Origin of the sequence: Mycobacterium sp. URHD0025 (genome assembly GCF_000426065.1) — a bacterium.
Taxonomy (GTDB): domain Bacteria; phylum Actinomycetota; class Actinomycetes; order Mycobacteriales; family Mycobacteriaceae; genus Mycobacterium.
Map to the genome: position 1 here is coordinate 288,898 of NZ_AUEQ01000008.1, position 15,987 is coordinate 304,884.

At 67.2% G+C, this 15,987-nt stretch carries 14 protein-coding genes; 6 read left to right on the forward strand and 8 right to left on the reverse strand.

The features are described 5' to 3' along the window. Positions 1 to 85: 85 nt before the first annotated feature. Positions 86 to 475 (forward strand): hypothetical protein, encoded by a 390-nt coding sequence (locus H977_RS0111685; protein WP_502691165.1) that lies wholly within the window; start codon positions 86 to 88, stop codon positions 473 to 475. Position 476: 1 nt separating this feature from the next. On the opposite strand, the gene H977_RS34415 is transcribed toward H977_RS0111685, so the two are convergent. Continuing rightward, positions 477 to 1,817, reverse strand: coding sequence for a hypothetical protein (locus H977_RS34415; protein WP_155946604.1), 1,341 nt, complete (start codon positions 1,815 to 1,817; stop codon positions 477 to 479). 202 nt (positions 1,818 to 2,019) lie between these two features. Between H977_RS34415 and H977_RS0111695 the strand changes: the two genes are divergently transcribed. Next, entirely contained in the window at positions 2,020 to 4,611 is a 2,592-nt protein-coding gene (locus H977_RS0111695) for a bifunctional FO biosynthesis protein CofGH (RefSeq protein ID WP_029108037.1), read from the forward strand. A gap of 14 nt (positions 4,612 to 4,625) precedes the next feature. On the opposite strand, the gene H977_RS34420 is transcribed toward H977_RS0111695, so the two are convergent. Continuing rightward, positions 4,626 to 4,784, reverse strand: coding sequence for a hypothetical protein (locus tag H977_RS34420; protein ID WP_155946605.1), 159 nt, complete (start codon positions 4,782 to 4,784; stop codon positions 4,626 to 4,628). 175 nt (positions 4,785 to 4,959) lie between these two features. Here H977_RS34420 and H977_RS0111705 point away from each other — a divergent pair, with 175 nt between their 5' ends. After that, on the forward strand, positions 4,960 to 5,508 hold the full coding sequence (locus tag H977_RS0111705; protein ID WP_029108039.1) for a YceI family protein: 549 nt from the start codon (positions 4,960 to 4,962) through the stop codon (positions 5,506 to 5,508). Positions 5,509 to 5,740: 232 nt separating this feature from the next. Next, positions 5,741 to 6,424 (forward strand): GAF and ANTAR domain-containing protein, encoded by a 684-nt coding sequence (locus H977_RS0111710; RefSeq protein ID WP_029108040.1) that lies wholly within the window; start codon positions 5,741 to 5,743, stop codon positions 6,422 to 6,424. 21 nt (positions 6,425 to 6,445) lie between these two features. Here the strand turns inward: H977_RS0111710 and H977_RS0111715 are convergent, their stop codons facing one another. Next, positions 6,446 to 8,461 (reverse strand): NADPH-dependent 2,4-dienoyl-CoA reductase, encoded by a 2,016-nt coding sequence (locus H977_RS0111715; protein ID WP_029108041.1) that lies wholly within the window; start codon positions 8,459 to 8,461, stop codon positions 6,446 to 6,448. 261 nt (positions 8,462 to 8,722) lie between these two features. On the opposite strand from H977_RS0111715, the gene fdxA reads away from it, so the two are divergent. Then, complete coding sequence (gene fdxA / locus H977_RS0111720; RefSeq protein ID WP_029108042.1) at positions 8,723 to 9,046, forward strand: ferredoxin; 324 nt, start codon at positions 8,723 to 8,725, stop codon at positions 9,044 to 9,046. A 29-nt stretch (positions 9,047 to 9,075) separates the two neighbouring features. After that, positions 9,076 to 10,176, forward strand: coding sequence for a succinyldiaminopimelate transaminase (gene dapC / locus H977_RS0111725; protein ID WP_029108043.1), 1,101 nt, complete (start codon positions 9,076 to 9,078; stop codon positions 10,174 to 10,176). A 14-nt stretch (positions 10,177 to 10,190) separates the two neighbouring features. Here the strand turns inward: dapC and H977_RS0111730 are convergent, their stop codons facing one another. The 5 genes from H977_RS0111730 to H977_RS0111750 form a co-directional block, all read right to left on the reverse strand. Further along, the gene (locus tag H977_RS0111730) at positions 10,191 to 10,808 is read right to left on the reverse strand and encodes a response regulator (RefSeq protein ID WP_029108044.1); all 618 of its coding nucleotides are present in this window, start codon (positions 10,806 to 10,808) and stop codon (positions 10,191 to 10,193) included. Next, on the reverse strand, positions 10,805 to 12,025 hold the full coding sequence (locus H977_RS0111735; protein WP_051288800.1) for a sensor histidine kinase: 1,221 nt from the start codon (positions 12,023 to 12,025) through the stop codon (positions 10,805 to 10,807). Before H977_RS0111735 ends, H977_RS0111730 begins: the two co-directional genes overlap by 4 nt. Before the next feature lie 9 nt (positions 12,026 to 12,034). Then, complete coding sequence (locus H977_RS0111740) at positions 12,035 to 13,543, reverse strand: carotenoid oxygenase family protein (RefSeq protein WP_029108046.1); 1,509 nt, start codon at positions 13,541 to 13,543, stop codon at positions 12,035 to 12,037. An 88-nt stretch (positions 13,544 to 13,631) separates the two neighbouring features. Continuing rightward, positions 13,632 to 14,207 (reverse strand): DUF6199 family natural product biosynthesis protein, encoded by a 576-nt coding sequence (locus H977_RS0111745; protein WP_029108047.1) that lies wholly within the window; start codon positions 14,205 to 14,207, stop codon positions 13,632 to 13,634. A gap of 102 nt (positions 14,208 to 14,309) precedes the next feature. Continuing rightward, on the reverse strand, positions 14,310 to 15,908 hold the full coding sequence (locus tag H977_RS0111750) for a PucR family transcriptional regulator (protein ID WP_029108048.1): 1,599 nt from the start codon (positions 15,906 to 15,908) through the stop codon (positions 14,310 to 14,312). Between the last annotated feature and the right edge of the window lie 79 nt (positions 15,909 to 15,987).

Below are 15,987 nucleotides of genomic sequence, written 5' to 3' on the forward strand. Positions count from 1 at the left end.
CGAACCTGCAGCACTGGCAGGACCGTGCGGACAACTTCCAGTGGGTGGTGGGTTCGCTGGTCGGTCTGCTCGACAGCATCCCCACCTGAGACCCGACCTGGGCACGCCCTCGGACCTCGTGCTGGGTCGCATCGTCCTGGCACTGCTCGCCATTGACGGCATCATCTCCGCCGTCGTAGGTGCATTGTTGTTGCCGTCATACATCGGCTCGATCCCATTTCCGGTGAGCGCACTGTTCGTCGGAGCACTCAACACCGCGCTGGTGTGGGCCGCCGTCCACTGGACCGATTCCATGCGGGTGGCGGCGCTGCCGCTGTGGACGTGGCTGGCTACCGTCGTGGCGATGACTTTCGGCGGACCTGGCGGAGACATCATCTTCGCCGGCAGTGGACTGATGGCCTACGGCTCGCTGATATTCATCGCCGCCGGTGCGTTACCACCGGCGGCGATACTGCGACGGCATTACCGCCGCTGACTCACTTCTTGTCGTGCTTGGAACTGCCCGACTTGCCGCTGTCGTTGCCGTTGGACTGCTGGGAATCCTTGGACGACACGGTCTTTTCCTTCTTGACCTTGGGCTTCGGCGCCGCATTCTTGACGGCCGTCTTGACCGCGTCGCGGGCATCGTCGCCGGCCTTCTTCGCACCCGCCGCCGACTTGTCGACGGCAGAGCGGATGCCCTGTTTGCCTGAGACGATGGTCCGGCCAGGTGCCTTGTCGGCTCCTTCTGTCTTGTCGACCGCGGTTGCGTCCTGAGCATTCCGCAGCGACTGGCGCACCGACTTCGGGACGACGCTGATGTCGCCTTTCTGTACGGTCGTGATCTCCTGCGGTTCGGCGTCGTTCGAGACTGTCTCGACGGTGTCGCTCAGGTGGTCGGTGAGCTCGGCGACCGGGTTCTGCTCACCCTCGGCGGCCTGCGCCTTGAGCCGGTCTGCGAGGGTCTCGATGCCCGTTCCCTCGGATAGCTTCTCGAACGCTGTGGCCAAGTTCTCGCCGGCCTTCGTGAGTGCACCAGTGATGGACGCCAGCGGGCGCTGGGTAATTCCCTCGGTGAACGCCGCGGGCGCCGCAAGGTTGGTCATGAAATCCGTCGACGGCCGCACCAGATCGCCGACCAGTTCGCGCAGGCCGGATGCCAATGGGCCGCCGAGCGTCTGGGTCGTCGCGACCGATGCAACCGTGGGGAATGGTGGCGGCAGCGGCGGGAGGATCCAGCCGAAGAACTCGTTGAACTCGGCGACTCCAAAGTTGACCGCGGCCTGGAACGACTGGTTGATCGCCGCACCGGCGGAGTTGACCCACACCCCAAGATTCAGCGGGTCGTTGACCACTGGGACCAGGAAGGTGAGAACAACGGCATCCGCGATCGGTTTGATCAGTGTCCAGTAGAAGATGTCGACCTGAGTGGTGATGGGGCTGACGAACGGAACCCATTGCCCAACCCAGTAGGCCAGGTCGGTGCCGTAATCCACAGCCCAGTCGACCCAGGCCTGGACTCCCAGGTATGAGGACTCCAAGAAATTGCCAGCCGCATTCTGCACAGCGACATCGCGGGTCACAGCGGCGGCTGGGGCAATGCCCGGCGCGGGCGCGGCGTCCGTCGGATCCGTCAGGTTCGGCGCCACCGCGGCCGTCATGCGGCTGGCCGCGGCGAGCAGGTCGACCATGGCCTGCGTCAGCTGCGGCTGGGTGGAAGTAGGTTGCGCGGGGACTGCGATGTCGGCGGGTGCTGCCTGTACCGGGGCGAGGGCGATGGCTGTGGCAGTAGCTGCGGCGGCTCCCGCGACCAGATACGAACGAACACTTGTAGACATCACGACTCCTCCGGTATCCCCTTCCCGACGGAAATAACTTACGTGGTCGTGAACCTGTTCGTCGCTCCTTTAAATTGTGTGTCCAATAAGGGCGGCGTGTTGCGCCGACATGCTAGGTCTACTGTGGCCGGTATGCCGGGCACATTGGTTTCAGAATGTGAGACGCGTGGATGATTGAGCACAACGACGGGGTTACACGGGAGTGGCTCTGAACCCCCAGCACGGCGCCGATCTGCCCATCCCGGCCGTCCCACCGAAATCCACGGTGCCGAGTGCGCCGATCACTTCGGGGGCTCTACGGCGGGTCCTGCGCCGGGCCCGTGACGGCGTGACCCTCAACGTCGACGAGGCTGCCATCGCGATGACGGCCCGGGGCGAGGACCTGACCGATCTGTGTGCCAGCGCCGCGCGGGTCCGCGACGCCGGCCTTGAATCGGCGGGCCGGCGCGGGGCGAACGGCCGGCTGCCGGTCAGCTACTCGCGCAAGGTCTTCATCCCAGTGACGCATCTGTGCCGCGATACCTGCCATTACTGCACCTTTGTCACCGTGCCCGGCAAGCTGCGCGCGCAGGGCATGGGGATGTACATGGAGCCCGACGAGATTCTCGACGTCGCGCGCCGTGGTGCCGAACTGGGTTGCAAGGAAGCGCTGTTCACCCTCGGTGACCGGCCCGAGGATCGCTGGGACGAAGCCCGGCAGTGGCTCGACGAGCGCGGCTACGACTCCACGCTGGACTACGTGCGGGCCATGGCCATCCGGGTCCTCGAGGAGACCGGGCTGCTGCCGCACCTGAACCCCGGCGTGATGAGCTGGTCGGAGCTCTCGCGCCTCAAGCCCGTCGCGCCGTCGATGGGCATGATGCTGGAGACCACCTCCCGGCGCCTGTTCGAGCTCAAGGGCGAGGCCCATTACGGCAGCCCGGACAAAGACCCCGCCGTACGGCTGCGGACGCTGGATGATGCCGGCCGGCTCTCGATCCCGTTCACCACCGGGCTGCTGGTCGGTATCGGCGAGACGCTGACCGAGCGGGCCGAGACCATGCACGCAATCCGCAAGTCCCACAAGGAGTTCGGTCACGTTCAAGAAGTGATCGTGCAGAACTTCCGGGCCAAGGACCACACCGCGATGGCGTCGACGCCAGATGCCGGCATCGACGACTTCATCGCGACGATCGCCGTCACCCGCCTGGTGCTGGGCCCCAAGATGCGCGTCCAGGCCCCGCCGAATCTGGTCTCGCGTGACGAATGCCTGGCGCTGATCGGCGCAGGTGTCGACGACTGGGGTGGCGTCTCGCCGCTGACCCCCGACCACGTCAACCCGGAACGGCCATGGCCGGCTCTCGACGACCTGGCCGACGTCACCGCCGCAGCCGGTTACGACCTGGTGCAAAGACTCACCGCGCAACCGCAGTACGTACAGGCCGGCGCGGCGTGGATCGATCCGCGGGTGCGCGGGCACGTGGATGCGCTGGCCGATCCCGACACCGGGTTCGCGCTCGACGTCAACCCGGTCGGACGGCCGTGGCAGGAGCCCGACGAGGCCTCCGAATCGCTGGGCCGCACCGATCTGCACTCCGCGATCGACTCCGAGGGCCGGCTCACCGAGACCCGCAGCGATCTGGACAGCGCGTTCGGCGACTGGGAGTCGATCCGGGCCAAGGTGCACGAGCTCGCCGCGCGGGCTCCCGAACGCATCGACACCGATGTGCTGGCCGCGTTGCGATCGGCCGAACGCGATCCGGGCGGCTGCAGCGACGACGAGTACCTGGCGCTGGCCACCGCGGACGGCCCGGCGCTGGAAGCCGTTACCGCACTGGCGGATTCATTGCGTCGTGACGTCGTCGGCGACGACGTCACCTTCGTCGTGAACCGCAACATCAACTTCACGAACATCTGCTACACCGGCTGCCGGTTCTGCGCGTTCGCGCAGCGCAAGGGCGACGCCGACGCCTATTCGCTGTCCACCGACGAGGTCGCCGACCGGGCCTGGGAGGCGCACGTCGCCGGCGCCACCGAGGTGTGCATGCAGGGCGGCATCGACCCCGAGCTTCCCGTCACGGGTTATGCCGATCTGGTCCGGGCCGTCAAGGCGCGGGTGCCGTCGATGCACGTGCACGCGTTCTCGCCCATGGAGATCGCCAACGGTGTCACCCGCAGTGGGCTGTCTGTGCGGGAGTGGCTGACCTCGCTGCGCGAGGCAGGGTTGGACACCATCCCGGGCACGGCCGCCGAGATCCTCGACGACGAGGTGCGCTGGGTGCTGACCAAGGGCAAGTTGCCGACGTCGGAGTGGATCAACGTGGTGACCACCGCGCACGAAGTGGGGCTGCGCTCGTCATCGACGATGATGTACGGCCACGTGGACACGCCGAAACACTGGGTCGGGCACCTCAACGTGCTGCGTTCCATCCAGGATCGGACCGGCGGCTTCACCGAGTTCGTGCCCCTGCCGTTCGTGCACCAGTCGTCCCCGCTGTATCTGGCCGGTGGCGCGCGTCCCGGGCCGACGCACCGCGACAATCGGGCTGTGCACGCGTTGGCCCGCATCATGTTGCATGGCCGGATCTCTCACATCCAGACGTCGTGGGTCAAGCTCGGTACCGAACGCACGCAGGTGATGCTGCGGGGCGGCGCCAACGACCTGGGCGGCACGTTGATGGAGGAGACGATCTCCCGGATGGCCGGCTCGGAGAACGGCTCGGCCAAGACTGTGGCCGAGCTCGTCGCGATCGCCGAGGGCATCGGCCGGCCCGCGCGTCAGCGCTCCACCGACTACTCACCGCTGGCTGCCTAGCCTTCTGCGCCGAGCTATGACAGGGCGCTCGCGCGGGTCAAGCAATTCACGTCGTGCCCGTCACCCGCGATACCGGAGTCCATCAGCCGCCCGTCGAGGATCTCGCAGGAGAGGCTTCCGGCGTCGCCGGTTGTTGCTGCGGTGCACGCGATGGCGGCGATGAGTGTGCGCATACCAGTCGGTCCGATCTTGAAATTGACAGTGATGCAAATTGCTGACCAGAGCATGATGCGCTGCGCTTTCGAAATCGGCAGAAAAATCCCGAAAATCGGGAATTGAATCGGACCACGGTCCGGTTGTCTCCACTGAAGGTGCCGGAAGGACCGGCCCGAAAATCAAGGAGACACCATGACCGCAGCCGTAGCCACCGATCTGACCACAGGCACCTGGGCCATCGATCCGGTGCATTCATCGATCAACTTTTCGGTCCGCCACCTCATGGTGAGCAAGGTTCGCGGCAGCTTCGAGACCTTCAGCGGCGCGATCACCATTGCCGAGGACGGCACCCCGTCGGTCAGCGCCACCATCGACCTCAACTCCATCGACACCCGCAACGAGCAGCGCGACGCGCACGTGCGCTCCGCAGACTTTTTTGACGCCGAGAATCACCCGACCGCCACCTTCGTCTCGACCAGCGTGCGGCCCGATGGGGACGACTACGTCCTCGACGGCGACTTCACCCTGAAGGGCGTGACCAAGCCGGTTTCCCTCAAGCTCGAGTACAACGGCGTGAACCCCGGGATGGGGCAGGGCGCCGTGGCCGGGTTCGAGGCATCGGTTGTGCTGAACCGCAAGGACTTCGGCATCGACATCGACATGCCGCTGGAAACCGGTGGCACCGTCATCGGCGACAAGGTCACCATCACCCTCGAGATCGAGGCGCTCAAGCAGGCCTGACCTGCTGCTTTGTCACGCTGGCGTGGCGATCGGCCTCCAGGGCCACGCCAGCGTGACATTCGCCAGAAGGCGGTCCCGTCGGCTCGATGTCTGAACCGGCGAGACCTGAGTGGGGGCGATGGTCGACCATGGCCCTCACCTAAAGAATCAGGATGCCCCGGCTCCGCGGTGACAAACGTCATGTGTGCAACCGTCCGAGTGCGGGAACCCCGTCCGACATGGCGGAACTGACATGGTGGAACTGACGCGCCACGGTCTGGCGGTGCGCATGGCGGACCTCGCCCGCGCTGTCGCCATGCCACGGACCGTCGATCAGATACTGAGCGGTGTCACCGCGGCGGCCACCGAACTGATCCCCGGCGCGGACACCGCCGGGGTGTTGCTCATCGGTACCGGTGGCAGCTTCGAGTCGCTGGCAGGCACCAGCGATCTGCCCCATGAACTCGACCGACTGCAGATGGCCTTCCAGGAAGGTCCGTGTATGCAGGCCGCCCTGGCCGACACCGTGGTCCGCACCGACGACTTCCGCGAGGAAACGAGGTGGCCGAGCTATTCGAAGGCCGCCGCCGATATCGGTGTGTTCAGCGGGCTGTCCTTCAAGCTCTACACCGCGGACCGCACGGCCGGCGCGCTCAACCTGTTCGGCTTCCAGCCCGGGGCGTGGGACGGCGAAGCGGAGACCATCGGGACCGTGCTCGCCGCGCACGCGGCCGCTGCGCTGCTGGCAGGCAAGCACACCGAGCAGCTGACGTCGGCGCTGACCACGAGGGACCGCATCGGCCAGGCCAAAGGCATCATCATGGAGCGTTACCAGGTGGACGACGTACAAGCCTTCGAGATGCTGAGGCGGCTGTCGCAGGACAGCAACACCAAGCTCGTCGATGTTGCCCAGCAGGTGATCGACACCCGCGGTTAGTGCCGGTCCTCGGCCAGCGACTCACAGCTCGGCGGCCAGCTCCGTTCCCTGCCTGATGGCTCGCTTGGCATCGAGTTCTGCTGCCACAGCCGCGCCTCCGATGATGTGGGGCTCGATTCCCGCGCCGCGCAACGCCTCCTCGAGATCGCGTACCGATTCCTGACCGGCGCAGATCACCACATTGTCGACCGGTAGTACGCGCCGGTCCCGGTGCTCGGAACCGAAGCTGATGTGAAGGCCCTCATCGTCGATGAGCTCGTAGTTCACCCCGGAAAGCTGCTGCACCCCTTTGGCTTTCAGCGACGCACGGTGCACCCAACCGCTGGTTTTGCCGAGGTTTCGGCCCTGAGCGCCCTTGGTGCGCTGTAGCAGGTACACCTCCCGGACGGCCGGTGCGGGCAGCGCAGTGGCGAGTGCTCCGCGGGCCTCCTGGGGGTCGGCCGCGCCCCACTCGGCCTTCCATTCCTTCAGGTTCAGCGTCGGGGACAGGTCGGTCGTCAGGAATTCACTGACATCGAAACCGATTCCGCCCGCGCCGATCACCGCCACCGACTTGCCCACCGGCGCCCCGGTGATGGCCTGCGCATAGGTGAGAACCTTTGGATGGTCGATCCCCGGAATGGCGGGAAGTCGCGGGGTGACCCCGCTGGCCAGCACCACCTCGTCGAAGCCGGTCAGGTCCTCGACCCCGGCCCGGACGCCCAATCGCACGTCGACCTCGAGCTTGGCGAGCATGGTGGTGTAGTAGCGGATGGTCTGGTTGAACTCCTCCTTGCCGGGAATCCTTCTGGCCAAGTCGAATTGGCCTCCGATCGCCGACGCCGCCTCGAACAGCGTCACGTGATGACCGCGTTGGGCGGCGCTGACCGCGGCGGACAACCCGGCGGGCCCGGCTCCGACGACGGCCACGGACCGGGCGCGACGCGTCGGGCTCAGTGTCAGCGTCGTCTCCCGCCCGGCGCGGGGGTTGAGCAAGCAGGACACCTTCTTGTGCACGAAGGCGTGGTCGAGGCAGGCCTGATTGCAGGCGATGCACGTGTTGATCTCGTCGGCGCGTTGCTCGGCGGCCTTGAGCACCCAGTCCGGGTCGCTGAGGAAGGGCCGGGCCATCGAGATCATCTGCACGTGGGTCTCGGCCAGGGTCTGTTCGGCGGTCTCCGGCATGTTGATCCGGTTGGAGGCCACCACCGGGACGGAGACGTGCTCGGCCACCGCACTGCTGATGTCGACGAATGCGCTGTTGGGTACCGAGGTGACGATGGTGGGCACCCGCGCCTCGTGCCAACCGAAACCCGAGTTGATGATCGTCGCCCCTGCAGCCTCGACTTCGGTTGCCAGCGCGATGATTTCGTCCCAGCTCTGACCGTCCTCGACGTAGTCGGCCATCGACATCCGGTAGCAGATGATGAAATCGGAACCCGCCGCCTCACGCACTCGGCGCACGATCTCGACCGGGAAGCGGCGACGTTTCTCCGGGGTACCGCCCCATGCGTCGGTGCGCTTGTTGGTGCGCGGCGCGAGGAACTGGTTGAGCAGATAGCCCTCGCTTCCCATGATCTCGACACCGTCATAACCCGCCTCGCGGGCCAGCAGTGCGCAGCGGACGAAATCGTCGATGGTGCCCTCGACATCGCGCAGCGCCCGCGGCCGGAAGGGGTTGATGGGGGCCTTGATCGCGGACGCGCTCACCGAAAGAGGGTGGTAGGCATAGCGTCCGGCGTGCAGGATCTGCAGCAGGATCTTGCCGTCCGCGTCGTGCACCGCGCCGGTGATCCGGCGATGGCGCCGCGCTTCCGAAGAAGACACCAGTTGTGAGGCGAACGGCAGCAGCCAGCCGGTCTTGTTCGGTGCGTAGCCGCCGGTGATGATCAGCCCGACGCCGCCACGGGCGCGCTCGGCGAAGTACTCGGCCAGCTTCGCGGTGTCGCCGGCGCGATCCTCCAGACCCGTGTGCATCGAGCCCATCACCACGCGGTTGCGCAGTGTGGTGAACCCGAGGTCCAACGGTGACAAAAGGTTCGGATAGGCCAACCCCATGTCGGCAGGGTAGGTGGGACCGGCGGTCCTATGCAACTAGTTGTATGCCATCGTCGGCGGGCAAGTAATCGACCGTGGCGACTAGGCGAGAGGTATCTGCGACGTTTAGTATCAGTTACTACGCGCCACCCTTAACGGGTGGTGCGTGAAGTTAGGGCACACTGAGACGAGCGTCCAAGTATGGGCAACGCATACTGTGACGTCGACTCATCAGAGTCCCGACCACCGAGCCCAGCAGCCCACTGGACAGGAGAGACATCAGTGACGTACGTCATTGCCGAACCCTGCGTCGACATCAAAGACAAGGCATGTATCGAAGAGTGCCCGGTCGACTGCATCTACGAGGGTGCACGCATGTTGTACATCCACCCCGACGAGTGTGTGGACTGCGGCGCATGCGAACCGGTCTGCCCGGTCGAGGCCATCTACTACGAAGATGACGTCCCGGACCAGTGGAGCAGCTACGCGCAGGCCAACGCCGACTTCTTCTCCGAGTTGGGTTCCCCCGGCGGCGCTTCGAAGGTCGGCGAGACCGACAACGACCCGCAGGCCATCAAGGACCTGCCGGCCAAGGCCGAGGACTGAGCACAGTCGAATCCGGCTTCGAGACTGACGTGGTGCGACAGCGTCGTTCGGCGCTACTGCCAGAGTTCCCGTGGGACACCCTGGCCGACGTCACGGCGCTGGCCCGCTCGCACCCCGACGGAATCGTCGACCTTTCGGTAGGCACTCCCGTAGACCCCGTTGCGCCGGTGATCCGGGACGCGCTGGCCGCTGCCAGCTCGTCTCCCGGATACCCGACGACTGCCGGTACCCCGGCCCTTCGGGCCTCCGCGGAAGCAGCACTGCGACGCCGGTACGGCATCACCGGCCTGGCGCCGGATGCCGTGCTGCCGGTGATCGGCACCAAGGAGCTGATCGCGTGGCTGCCGACCCTGCTTGCCGTCGGTCCCGGCGATATCGTCGTCGTCCCCGAACTGGCCTACCCGACCTACGAGGTGGGCGCGCTGCTGGCCGGGGCGCAGGTGCTGCGCGCCGATTCGCTGACCCAGCTGGGTCCCCAGCGTCCCGCGCTGATCTATCTGAACTCGCCCAGCAACCCCACCGGCCGTGTGCTCGGCGTGGACCATCTGCGCAAGGTGGTGTCCTGGGCCCGCGAGCGCGACGTGCTGATCGCCTCCGATGAGTGCTATCTGGGCCTCAGCTGGGATGCGGAGCCGCTCAGCGTCCTGCACCCGTCGGTCTGCGATGGCGACCACACCGGTCTGCTGGCCGTCCACTCACTGTCCAAGACGTCCTCGCTGGCCGGGTACCGCGCGGGTTTCGTCGCGGGCGATCCTGCCGTGGTGGCCGAACTTCTCGCGGTGCGCAAGCATGCCGGGATGATCGTGCCGACGCCGGTGCAGTCAGCGATGGTGGCCGCCCTCGACGACGACGAGCACGAGGCTGCCCAGCGCGAGCGCTACGCGAAGCGTCGTGCGGTGCTGTTGCCTGCCCTTCAGGGAGCCGGGTTCACCGTGGAGCACTCCGAGGCCGGCCTGTACCTGTGGGTGACCCGCGGCGAGCCGTGCCGCGACACCGTCAGATGGCTGGCCGAGCGCGGGATCCTCGCCGCGCCGGGTGAGTTCTACGGCCCGGCCGGAGCGCAGTATGTGCGGGTTGCGCTGACGGCGACGGACGAGCGCATCGCGGCTGCGGTCGCGCGCCTCGCCTGACTTGCTCGCGAGACTCAGCCGAGCAATCCCAGCGACATCGCTGTGGTGACCGCCGCCGTGCGGTCGGACACCCCGAGCTTGTGGAACGCGCGCAGCAGATGCGTCTTCACCGTGGCCTCGCTGATGTGCAGGGCATGGCCGATGTCGGCGTTGGTGGCGCCCTTGGCCACCAAGCCCAGCACCTGCGCCTCGCGCGCCGACAGCGTGACAGGCGGTGTGCGGACCGCGTTGACCAATCGATCGGCCACCCCGGGGGCGAGCACCGTCTTGCCGCGCGCGGCGTCACGTACTGCGCGGGCCAGCTCGGCGCGCGAGGCGTCCTTGAGCAGATAGCCCGTTGCCCCGGCCTCGACGGCCCGCAGGATGTCGGTATCGCTTTCGTAGGTCGTGACGACCACGATGTGGGTGGACGGATTGTCGGCCAGGATGCGCGCGGTCGCGCTGACGCCGTCGATCCCGGGCATCCGCAGATCCATCAGGATGACGTCGGGGCGCAGCGTGTGGGCCAGCCCGATCGCCTCTGCCCCGGAACCGGCCTCGCCGATCACCGTCAGGTCGTCCTCGGCGTCGATCATGCCGCGCAGACCCTCGCGGACCACAGGGTGGTCGTCGACCAGCAAAACGGTCGTCATGCCGGCACCGCCACCACGACCCGCACCCCGCCGCCCTCGGGCGTGGACAGCGTCAACGTACCGCCCACCTGGTCGATCCGGGCCCGCATGCCGCGCAGGCCGAACCCGTCGGCATGATCGGCCTGTAGGCCGATGCCGTTGTCGGACAGGGATAGTCGTACTCCGTCCGGTGCCGCCTGCAGCCGCACCTTGAGCTCACTGGCGTGGGAATGCCGGCGCACGTTCGTCATCGCCTCCTGTGCACTGCGCAGCAACACCACGTCGGTGGCCATGCCCAGCTGCGGCAGGTCGTCGTCGATCCGGACGTCGACGGCGATGCCGGTCTCGGCGGCGAGGCCCTCGGCCTGACGGCGCAGCGCGGCGGACAGCGTGCCGTCCTCCAACGCCGCCGGGGTCAGTCGCGTCACCATCGTGCGGGCCTCGGCCAGGTTGTCGCGCGCGGTGCTGCGGATGAGCTCGACGTGCCGGATCGCGGCGGCCGGGTCACTGTCGCTTTCCGCTTGCACCGCCTGGGCCAGCGCCACGATGCTGGTGAACCCCTGGGCCAGGGTGTCGTGGATCTCGCGGGCCAGCCGCTCCCGCTCCGCCGCCACACCGGCCTCCCGCGACAGCCGGGAGGCCTCGGCCCGGCTGGCCGCCAATTCGGCGACCGTCTCGGCCAGCTGCTGGCGCTGTCGCATGGTGGTCATGATCGTGGTGCCGATGATCGGGGCGGCCACCGCACCCACCAGCGTTACCGCCGCCACGGCGGGCAGGCTCGCCCAATCCAGTCCGTGGGTCGCTGCGGCGAGTGCCAACGGGGCCAAGGTGACCAGGAAGGTCAGCGTCAAAGCCGCGGCCAGCGGCAGCGTGGCGAAGATGAGCGGGTAGAGCGCCGGTATGGCCGCGACGGCCGGGTCCGCCGCGATGACGGCGATCAGCCACAACCCGATCACCGCTGCCACGAACGACGCCGGCCGGGCTCGCACCGGCCCGGCGGCCGGATCCGCATCGTGAATGACGTTGCGTCCGAACATCAGAACGATCAACACGATGGCACCGAGCGCACCGCAGGCCACCGGCACATTGCCGCCGAAGGTTTCTCGGAGCAGCGCCACCGCGATGATCGCCGCGACGCACAAACCGCAGACGTAGGTCTCCCACATCCAGTGCCAGTCCGACGGCTCGCCGACGGCAGGCTTCGAAGCCGCGATTGTGGTGGGACCGGTTTCGGTCATCTGCCGATGCTAGCGGGCGGACGAACCCTCGGTGGCCACCCAATTGCCGTGGAAGCCGTGCGGAACCCGCACCGGAATATGCACGGTGGCAACGGGTGCCAGGCTCTGCCCGTCGAGCAGCACGAGATCACTGCGGTTCTCGGCGCGGTCGTAGACGAATCCCATGACGACTCCGTCGTTCTCGTCGGCGTCCGGACCAGATGGGACGAAGACGAACTCGCCCGGTTCGCGCCCGGGTCCGAAGTCGACGCGCTCGGTGGTACCCTCGCGCACGTCGTGGCGCAGGACGGCGGCCGGCGCCGCATCCGGCGCCGCATCCGACTCCGACGGCAGGCTGACGGTGTAGCCGTACCGGTGCGGCAGTCCCGTCAGTCGGTCGTCGATACGCGGGAATTCCTGGGTGGAGTCGTCGAGCCGCTGCTCGTGTACCCGGCCGGTGTGAAGATCAATGGTCCAGCGGTCCAACGAGATCGAATCGGTGAACAGACGGTCGCCGGTGGTGAACACCGCGGGATGCCGGACCACGTCGAGCACAACCTGCTCGCCGTCGGGCCCGGTCCGGTCGTAACCGTTGAGGGCGTGGAACACGTAGCACGGCGGGATGTCGAACCACCGGATGTCGGCGGCAGCACCCTCGCGAGGCATCAGGCCGATCCGGGCGCCATGCTCGGGCGCCCAACGGTAGGGCATGGCCGTCGTAGGCAATGGGGCGCGTTCGGACCCGCGCATCGCTGCCCGCAGCACGAAATCCGGAACCGCGTGGCGGGCGGCGAATCCGGTGAGCAGTCGCGCCGCAGTGCGCGCGGGAGCGCTCTTGACCATGCCGGCCAGGTCGAGCAGCACCGGCAGGTCGTAGAGCACCACATACTTCTCGGTCAGGGTGAAGTCATGCATCATCGTCTGTGCCCGCAAGGCGATGTCGACGGTGCGCCGGACCCGGCCGTCTACACCGGTGATGGAGTAGCTCACCAGGTTGCCACGCAGCGGGTTGTATGAGACTGCGTGCAGCTCACCGGTTTTCGGATCGTGCTTGGGGTGCGCGGTAAATCCGCCGAACAGCGTGCCGCAGAAATCGGACGGTCCCACGGTGTCGAGTTCGTCGGTGAGTTCATACGGCCGCGCACCGGCCTCGGTGAGCACCAACGTCCTACCGGCATGGCCGATGATGTTGGTATTGGCCGGAAAGTCGAATCCTCCCGTGTGCGCGCCTCCGGCCCATTTCTCGCCGAGTTCGCGTGCCACCGAACTCGACCGGATCCAGCGATTCCGGTACCAGGTCGCCGCGCCGTCGCGCAGCCGGATCCCGTGCGCCATGCCGTCACCCAGGAACCAGTGGTGGTGTCGTGGATCGGGAGCGCGCAGCGGATTGGGCCCGGTGCGCAGATAGCGCCCGTCGAGATAGTCCGGGAGGGTTCCGGTGACCGTGAGATCGGTGACGGTCACCTCGTCGTGCACCGGCGCGAAGTTCCCGCTCAGAAAGGGATGCTCGGATTCCTGCTGAACCGCTTCGGTAGTCATACCCCCACGGTGCTCCTCCGGTCGCCTCCGCGCGACGACTTCACGGCTGATTCGTCTGTCAACCGAACGATGGACAGCGCGTTGCCGATCAGACCGGCGGGCGAGCCATGGAACATTTGGTGAGCTGCTGCGATTCCCCCAGGCTCTGTAAGCCGCCGTGGTAGTAGAGCAGCATGTCGTGGTACTTCGGCAGCGTGCGGTCGCGCACCCACATGTTCTCTGTGGGGGTGTTGGGCTGATTGCCGCGCCTGCGGACCGCGTCCTCGACGAACTCGATCTCGACTTTGAGCTCGTCGGCAAGCGCTTGTACTTCTTGGTGATTGGCGATCTTCCCGTTGTCCCACTTGATGGTCTGGTTGAACCGCGGACGAACCTGTGCCTCGCATCGTTGCTCTGCTGCGGCATAGAGGTCGGTTTGTTCCTGCTTGGCCCGCTCATCGCCCTTCTCGCCGAAGTACTGCCCGATGCAGGCGATGCCCACGACCATGGCCACGACCGCACCGATGATCCGCCCGACGCCGTTGACCGCGACGTAGGTGTCCGACGGCTCCGTGCGGTCGCGGAACTTCCAGCCCTCGTCGAGGTAGAAAGCGAGTTTGGGCTGAAACGCGAAGTACGCCAGCACGGCGGCAAGTACGAAGCACAGAATGCCCAGCGCCAGCATGATGACCCCCTCGTCGAACTCGTCGCGTCACTCTCGAAGCCATTCTGGGCGACGAACAGCGCCGCCGAGTGCACCAGTTTCGGCCGGGTGCCGGATCTCGGCTCAGGCGGTGGCGCGCAGACTCAACGAGAGCAGCAGGCGCACATCCGCATCGTTGAGCGAGGCCCCCAGCAACTGCTCGACCCGGCGGATCCGGTAGCGAACCGTGTTGGGGTGCACGTGCAGATGTTGTGCCGCCGCCGCGACATCGCCGAAACAGTCCAGGTACACACCCAGGGTTTCGGCCAGCACCGGTTCGTCGGCCCGCAACGCCCGCACCCGCGGGTCGATCAGACGCTCGTCGGCCGCGATCGAGGTGACGATCTCGTCGAGCAGGACTGTGGTGCGCGCCTCGGCCAGTGAGGTGACCGCGGCCAGCGTTCCGGGGTGACGCTCGGCGGTGTCGAGCACCCGGTCCACATCGGCCCGGGCGGTGGCAGCACCCGACAACCCGGCCACCGGGCTCGCGACCACGGCGTGCAACTGCAGACCCAACTCCTCGCGCAGCGCCGCCACGGTGCCCCGCACCCACGACGTCACTGCCTTACCGGTGCTCGGGAACAGTACATAGACCCGTGAACCCACCGAGGCCATCTGCGCGTCATGACGAAAAGCGCTGGCGCTCAATGCCAGAACGTCGGCGATCCGGGTGTCGGGCGGTCCGCCGGTTTTTCTCGCGCCTCCGGCGCGGCTGTCGAACCCGATCACCGCGGCCCGGCCGTCGGCGGCCACCCCCAATTCCCTGGCGATCAGGTCGATCTCGACGGGGGCGCCCGGCTCGCCCAACCCCAGCAGCTCCTGCACCCGCACGGCATGCGTCGACGGGGTGGCGGCCAGCCGGGCGATGATGCGCCCGGCGAGCACCGCCGCCCCTCGCAGCACCTCCTCGGCATCATCGGCGAACGGACGGCTGCCTTGCTGGACCCAGATGGTGCCGACGAAGGGCGGTGCCCGGCGCTCGTCGACCGCGGGCGCGAAGATGCCGATCGCCAGCCGGGGGCGTAATCCGAGTTCGGGACGCTCGGCCACCCGCACCGCCTCCGGCCGTGACCGCAGTGCGTCGAAGATGCCCCATTGCGCGATCCAGGCGAGATGCTCGGGCGGGCCGGCCCGGCCGAGGATCGACAGCCGGCGCAGCTCGTCGGCCTCGTCGCTGGATGCCGAATAGGCCAAAACGTGAGACTGGGCGTCCTCGATGCTGACCATGCCGTGGGTGCGTTCGGCCACCGACTGGGCAAGGCCGAACAGGTCGGTGCCCGAATCGTGCAGGGCACCGTCGCCGTGGTGCTCGAACACGTGGTTGACCAACCGGTAGAGCCGCTCCCACCGGGCCCGCGGATCGACGGCGACCACCGCGGTGCCTGCTGCCACCGCACGTTCGACGACGGCGCCCGACGGCTCCTTGATGAAGATTGCAGCGGGCACCCGGCGCACGGCCTGCTGTTCGACCCAGCGCAACGCGTCGGCCTCGGAGACTCCGAGCAGGAAGAACACATCGGCGGCTCCCGCGGACGGTGCCAAGCCCAGGCGGACATCGTCGGAATCGATCAGCGCGGCCGAGGCCACGGGCAGATCGAGTCCGCGCGGTGCCTGTACCAGCCGCACCAGCGTGGCATCCAGCGCCAACAGCAGCTGGCCCAGGCTGACGCCCGTCGTCCGCATATTGTCCGATCCTACCGATCGATGCGCGAAGACTTGTCGGAACGGACAAATGTTGCGCCCATCACGTCGGGGATTCTTG

Coding starts and splice junctions, on each gene's coding strand:
- H977_RS34415 (WP_155946604.1), bottom strand. CDS start 1,817: ATGTCTACAAGTGTTCGTTCGTATCTGGTCGCGGGAGCCGCCGCAGCT.
- H977_RS34420 (WP_155946605.1), bottom strand. CDS start 4,784: ATGCGCACACTCATCGCCGCCATCGCGTGCACCGCAGCAACAACCGGC.
- H977_RS0111705 (WP_029108039.1), top strand. CDS start 4,960: ATGACCGCAGCCGTAGCCACCGATCTGACCACAGGCACCTGGGCCATC.
- H977_RS0111710 (WP_029108040.1), top strand. CDS start 5,741: ATGGTGGAACTGACGCGCCACGGTCTGGCGGTGCGCATGGCGGACCTC.
- H977_RS0111715 (WP_029108041.1), bottom strand. CDS start 8,461: ATGGGGTTGGCCTATCCGAACCTTTTGTCACCGTTGGACCTCGGGTTC.
- H977_RS0111730 (WP_029108044.1), bottom strand. CDS start 10,808: ATGACGACCGTTTTGCTGGTCGACGACCACCCTGTGGTCCGCGAGGGT.
- H977_RS0111735 (WP_051288800.1), bottom strand. CDS start 12,025: ATGACCGAAACCGGTCCCACCACAATCGCGGCTTCGAAGCCTGCCGTC.
- H977_RS0111740 (WP_029108046.1), bottom strand. CDS start 13,543: ATGACTACCGAAGCGGTTCAGCAGGAATCCGAGCATCCCTTTCTGAGC.
- H977_RS0111745 (WP_029108047.1), bottom strand. CDS start 14,207: ATGCTGGCGCTGGGCATTCTGTGCTTCGTACTTGCCGCCGTGCTGGCG.
- H977_RS0111750 (WP_029108048.1), bottom strand. CDS start 15,908: ATGCGGACGACGGGCGTCAGCCTGGGCCAGCTGCTGTTGGCGCTGGAT.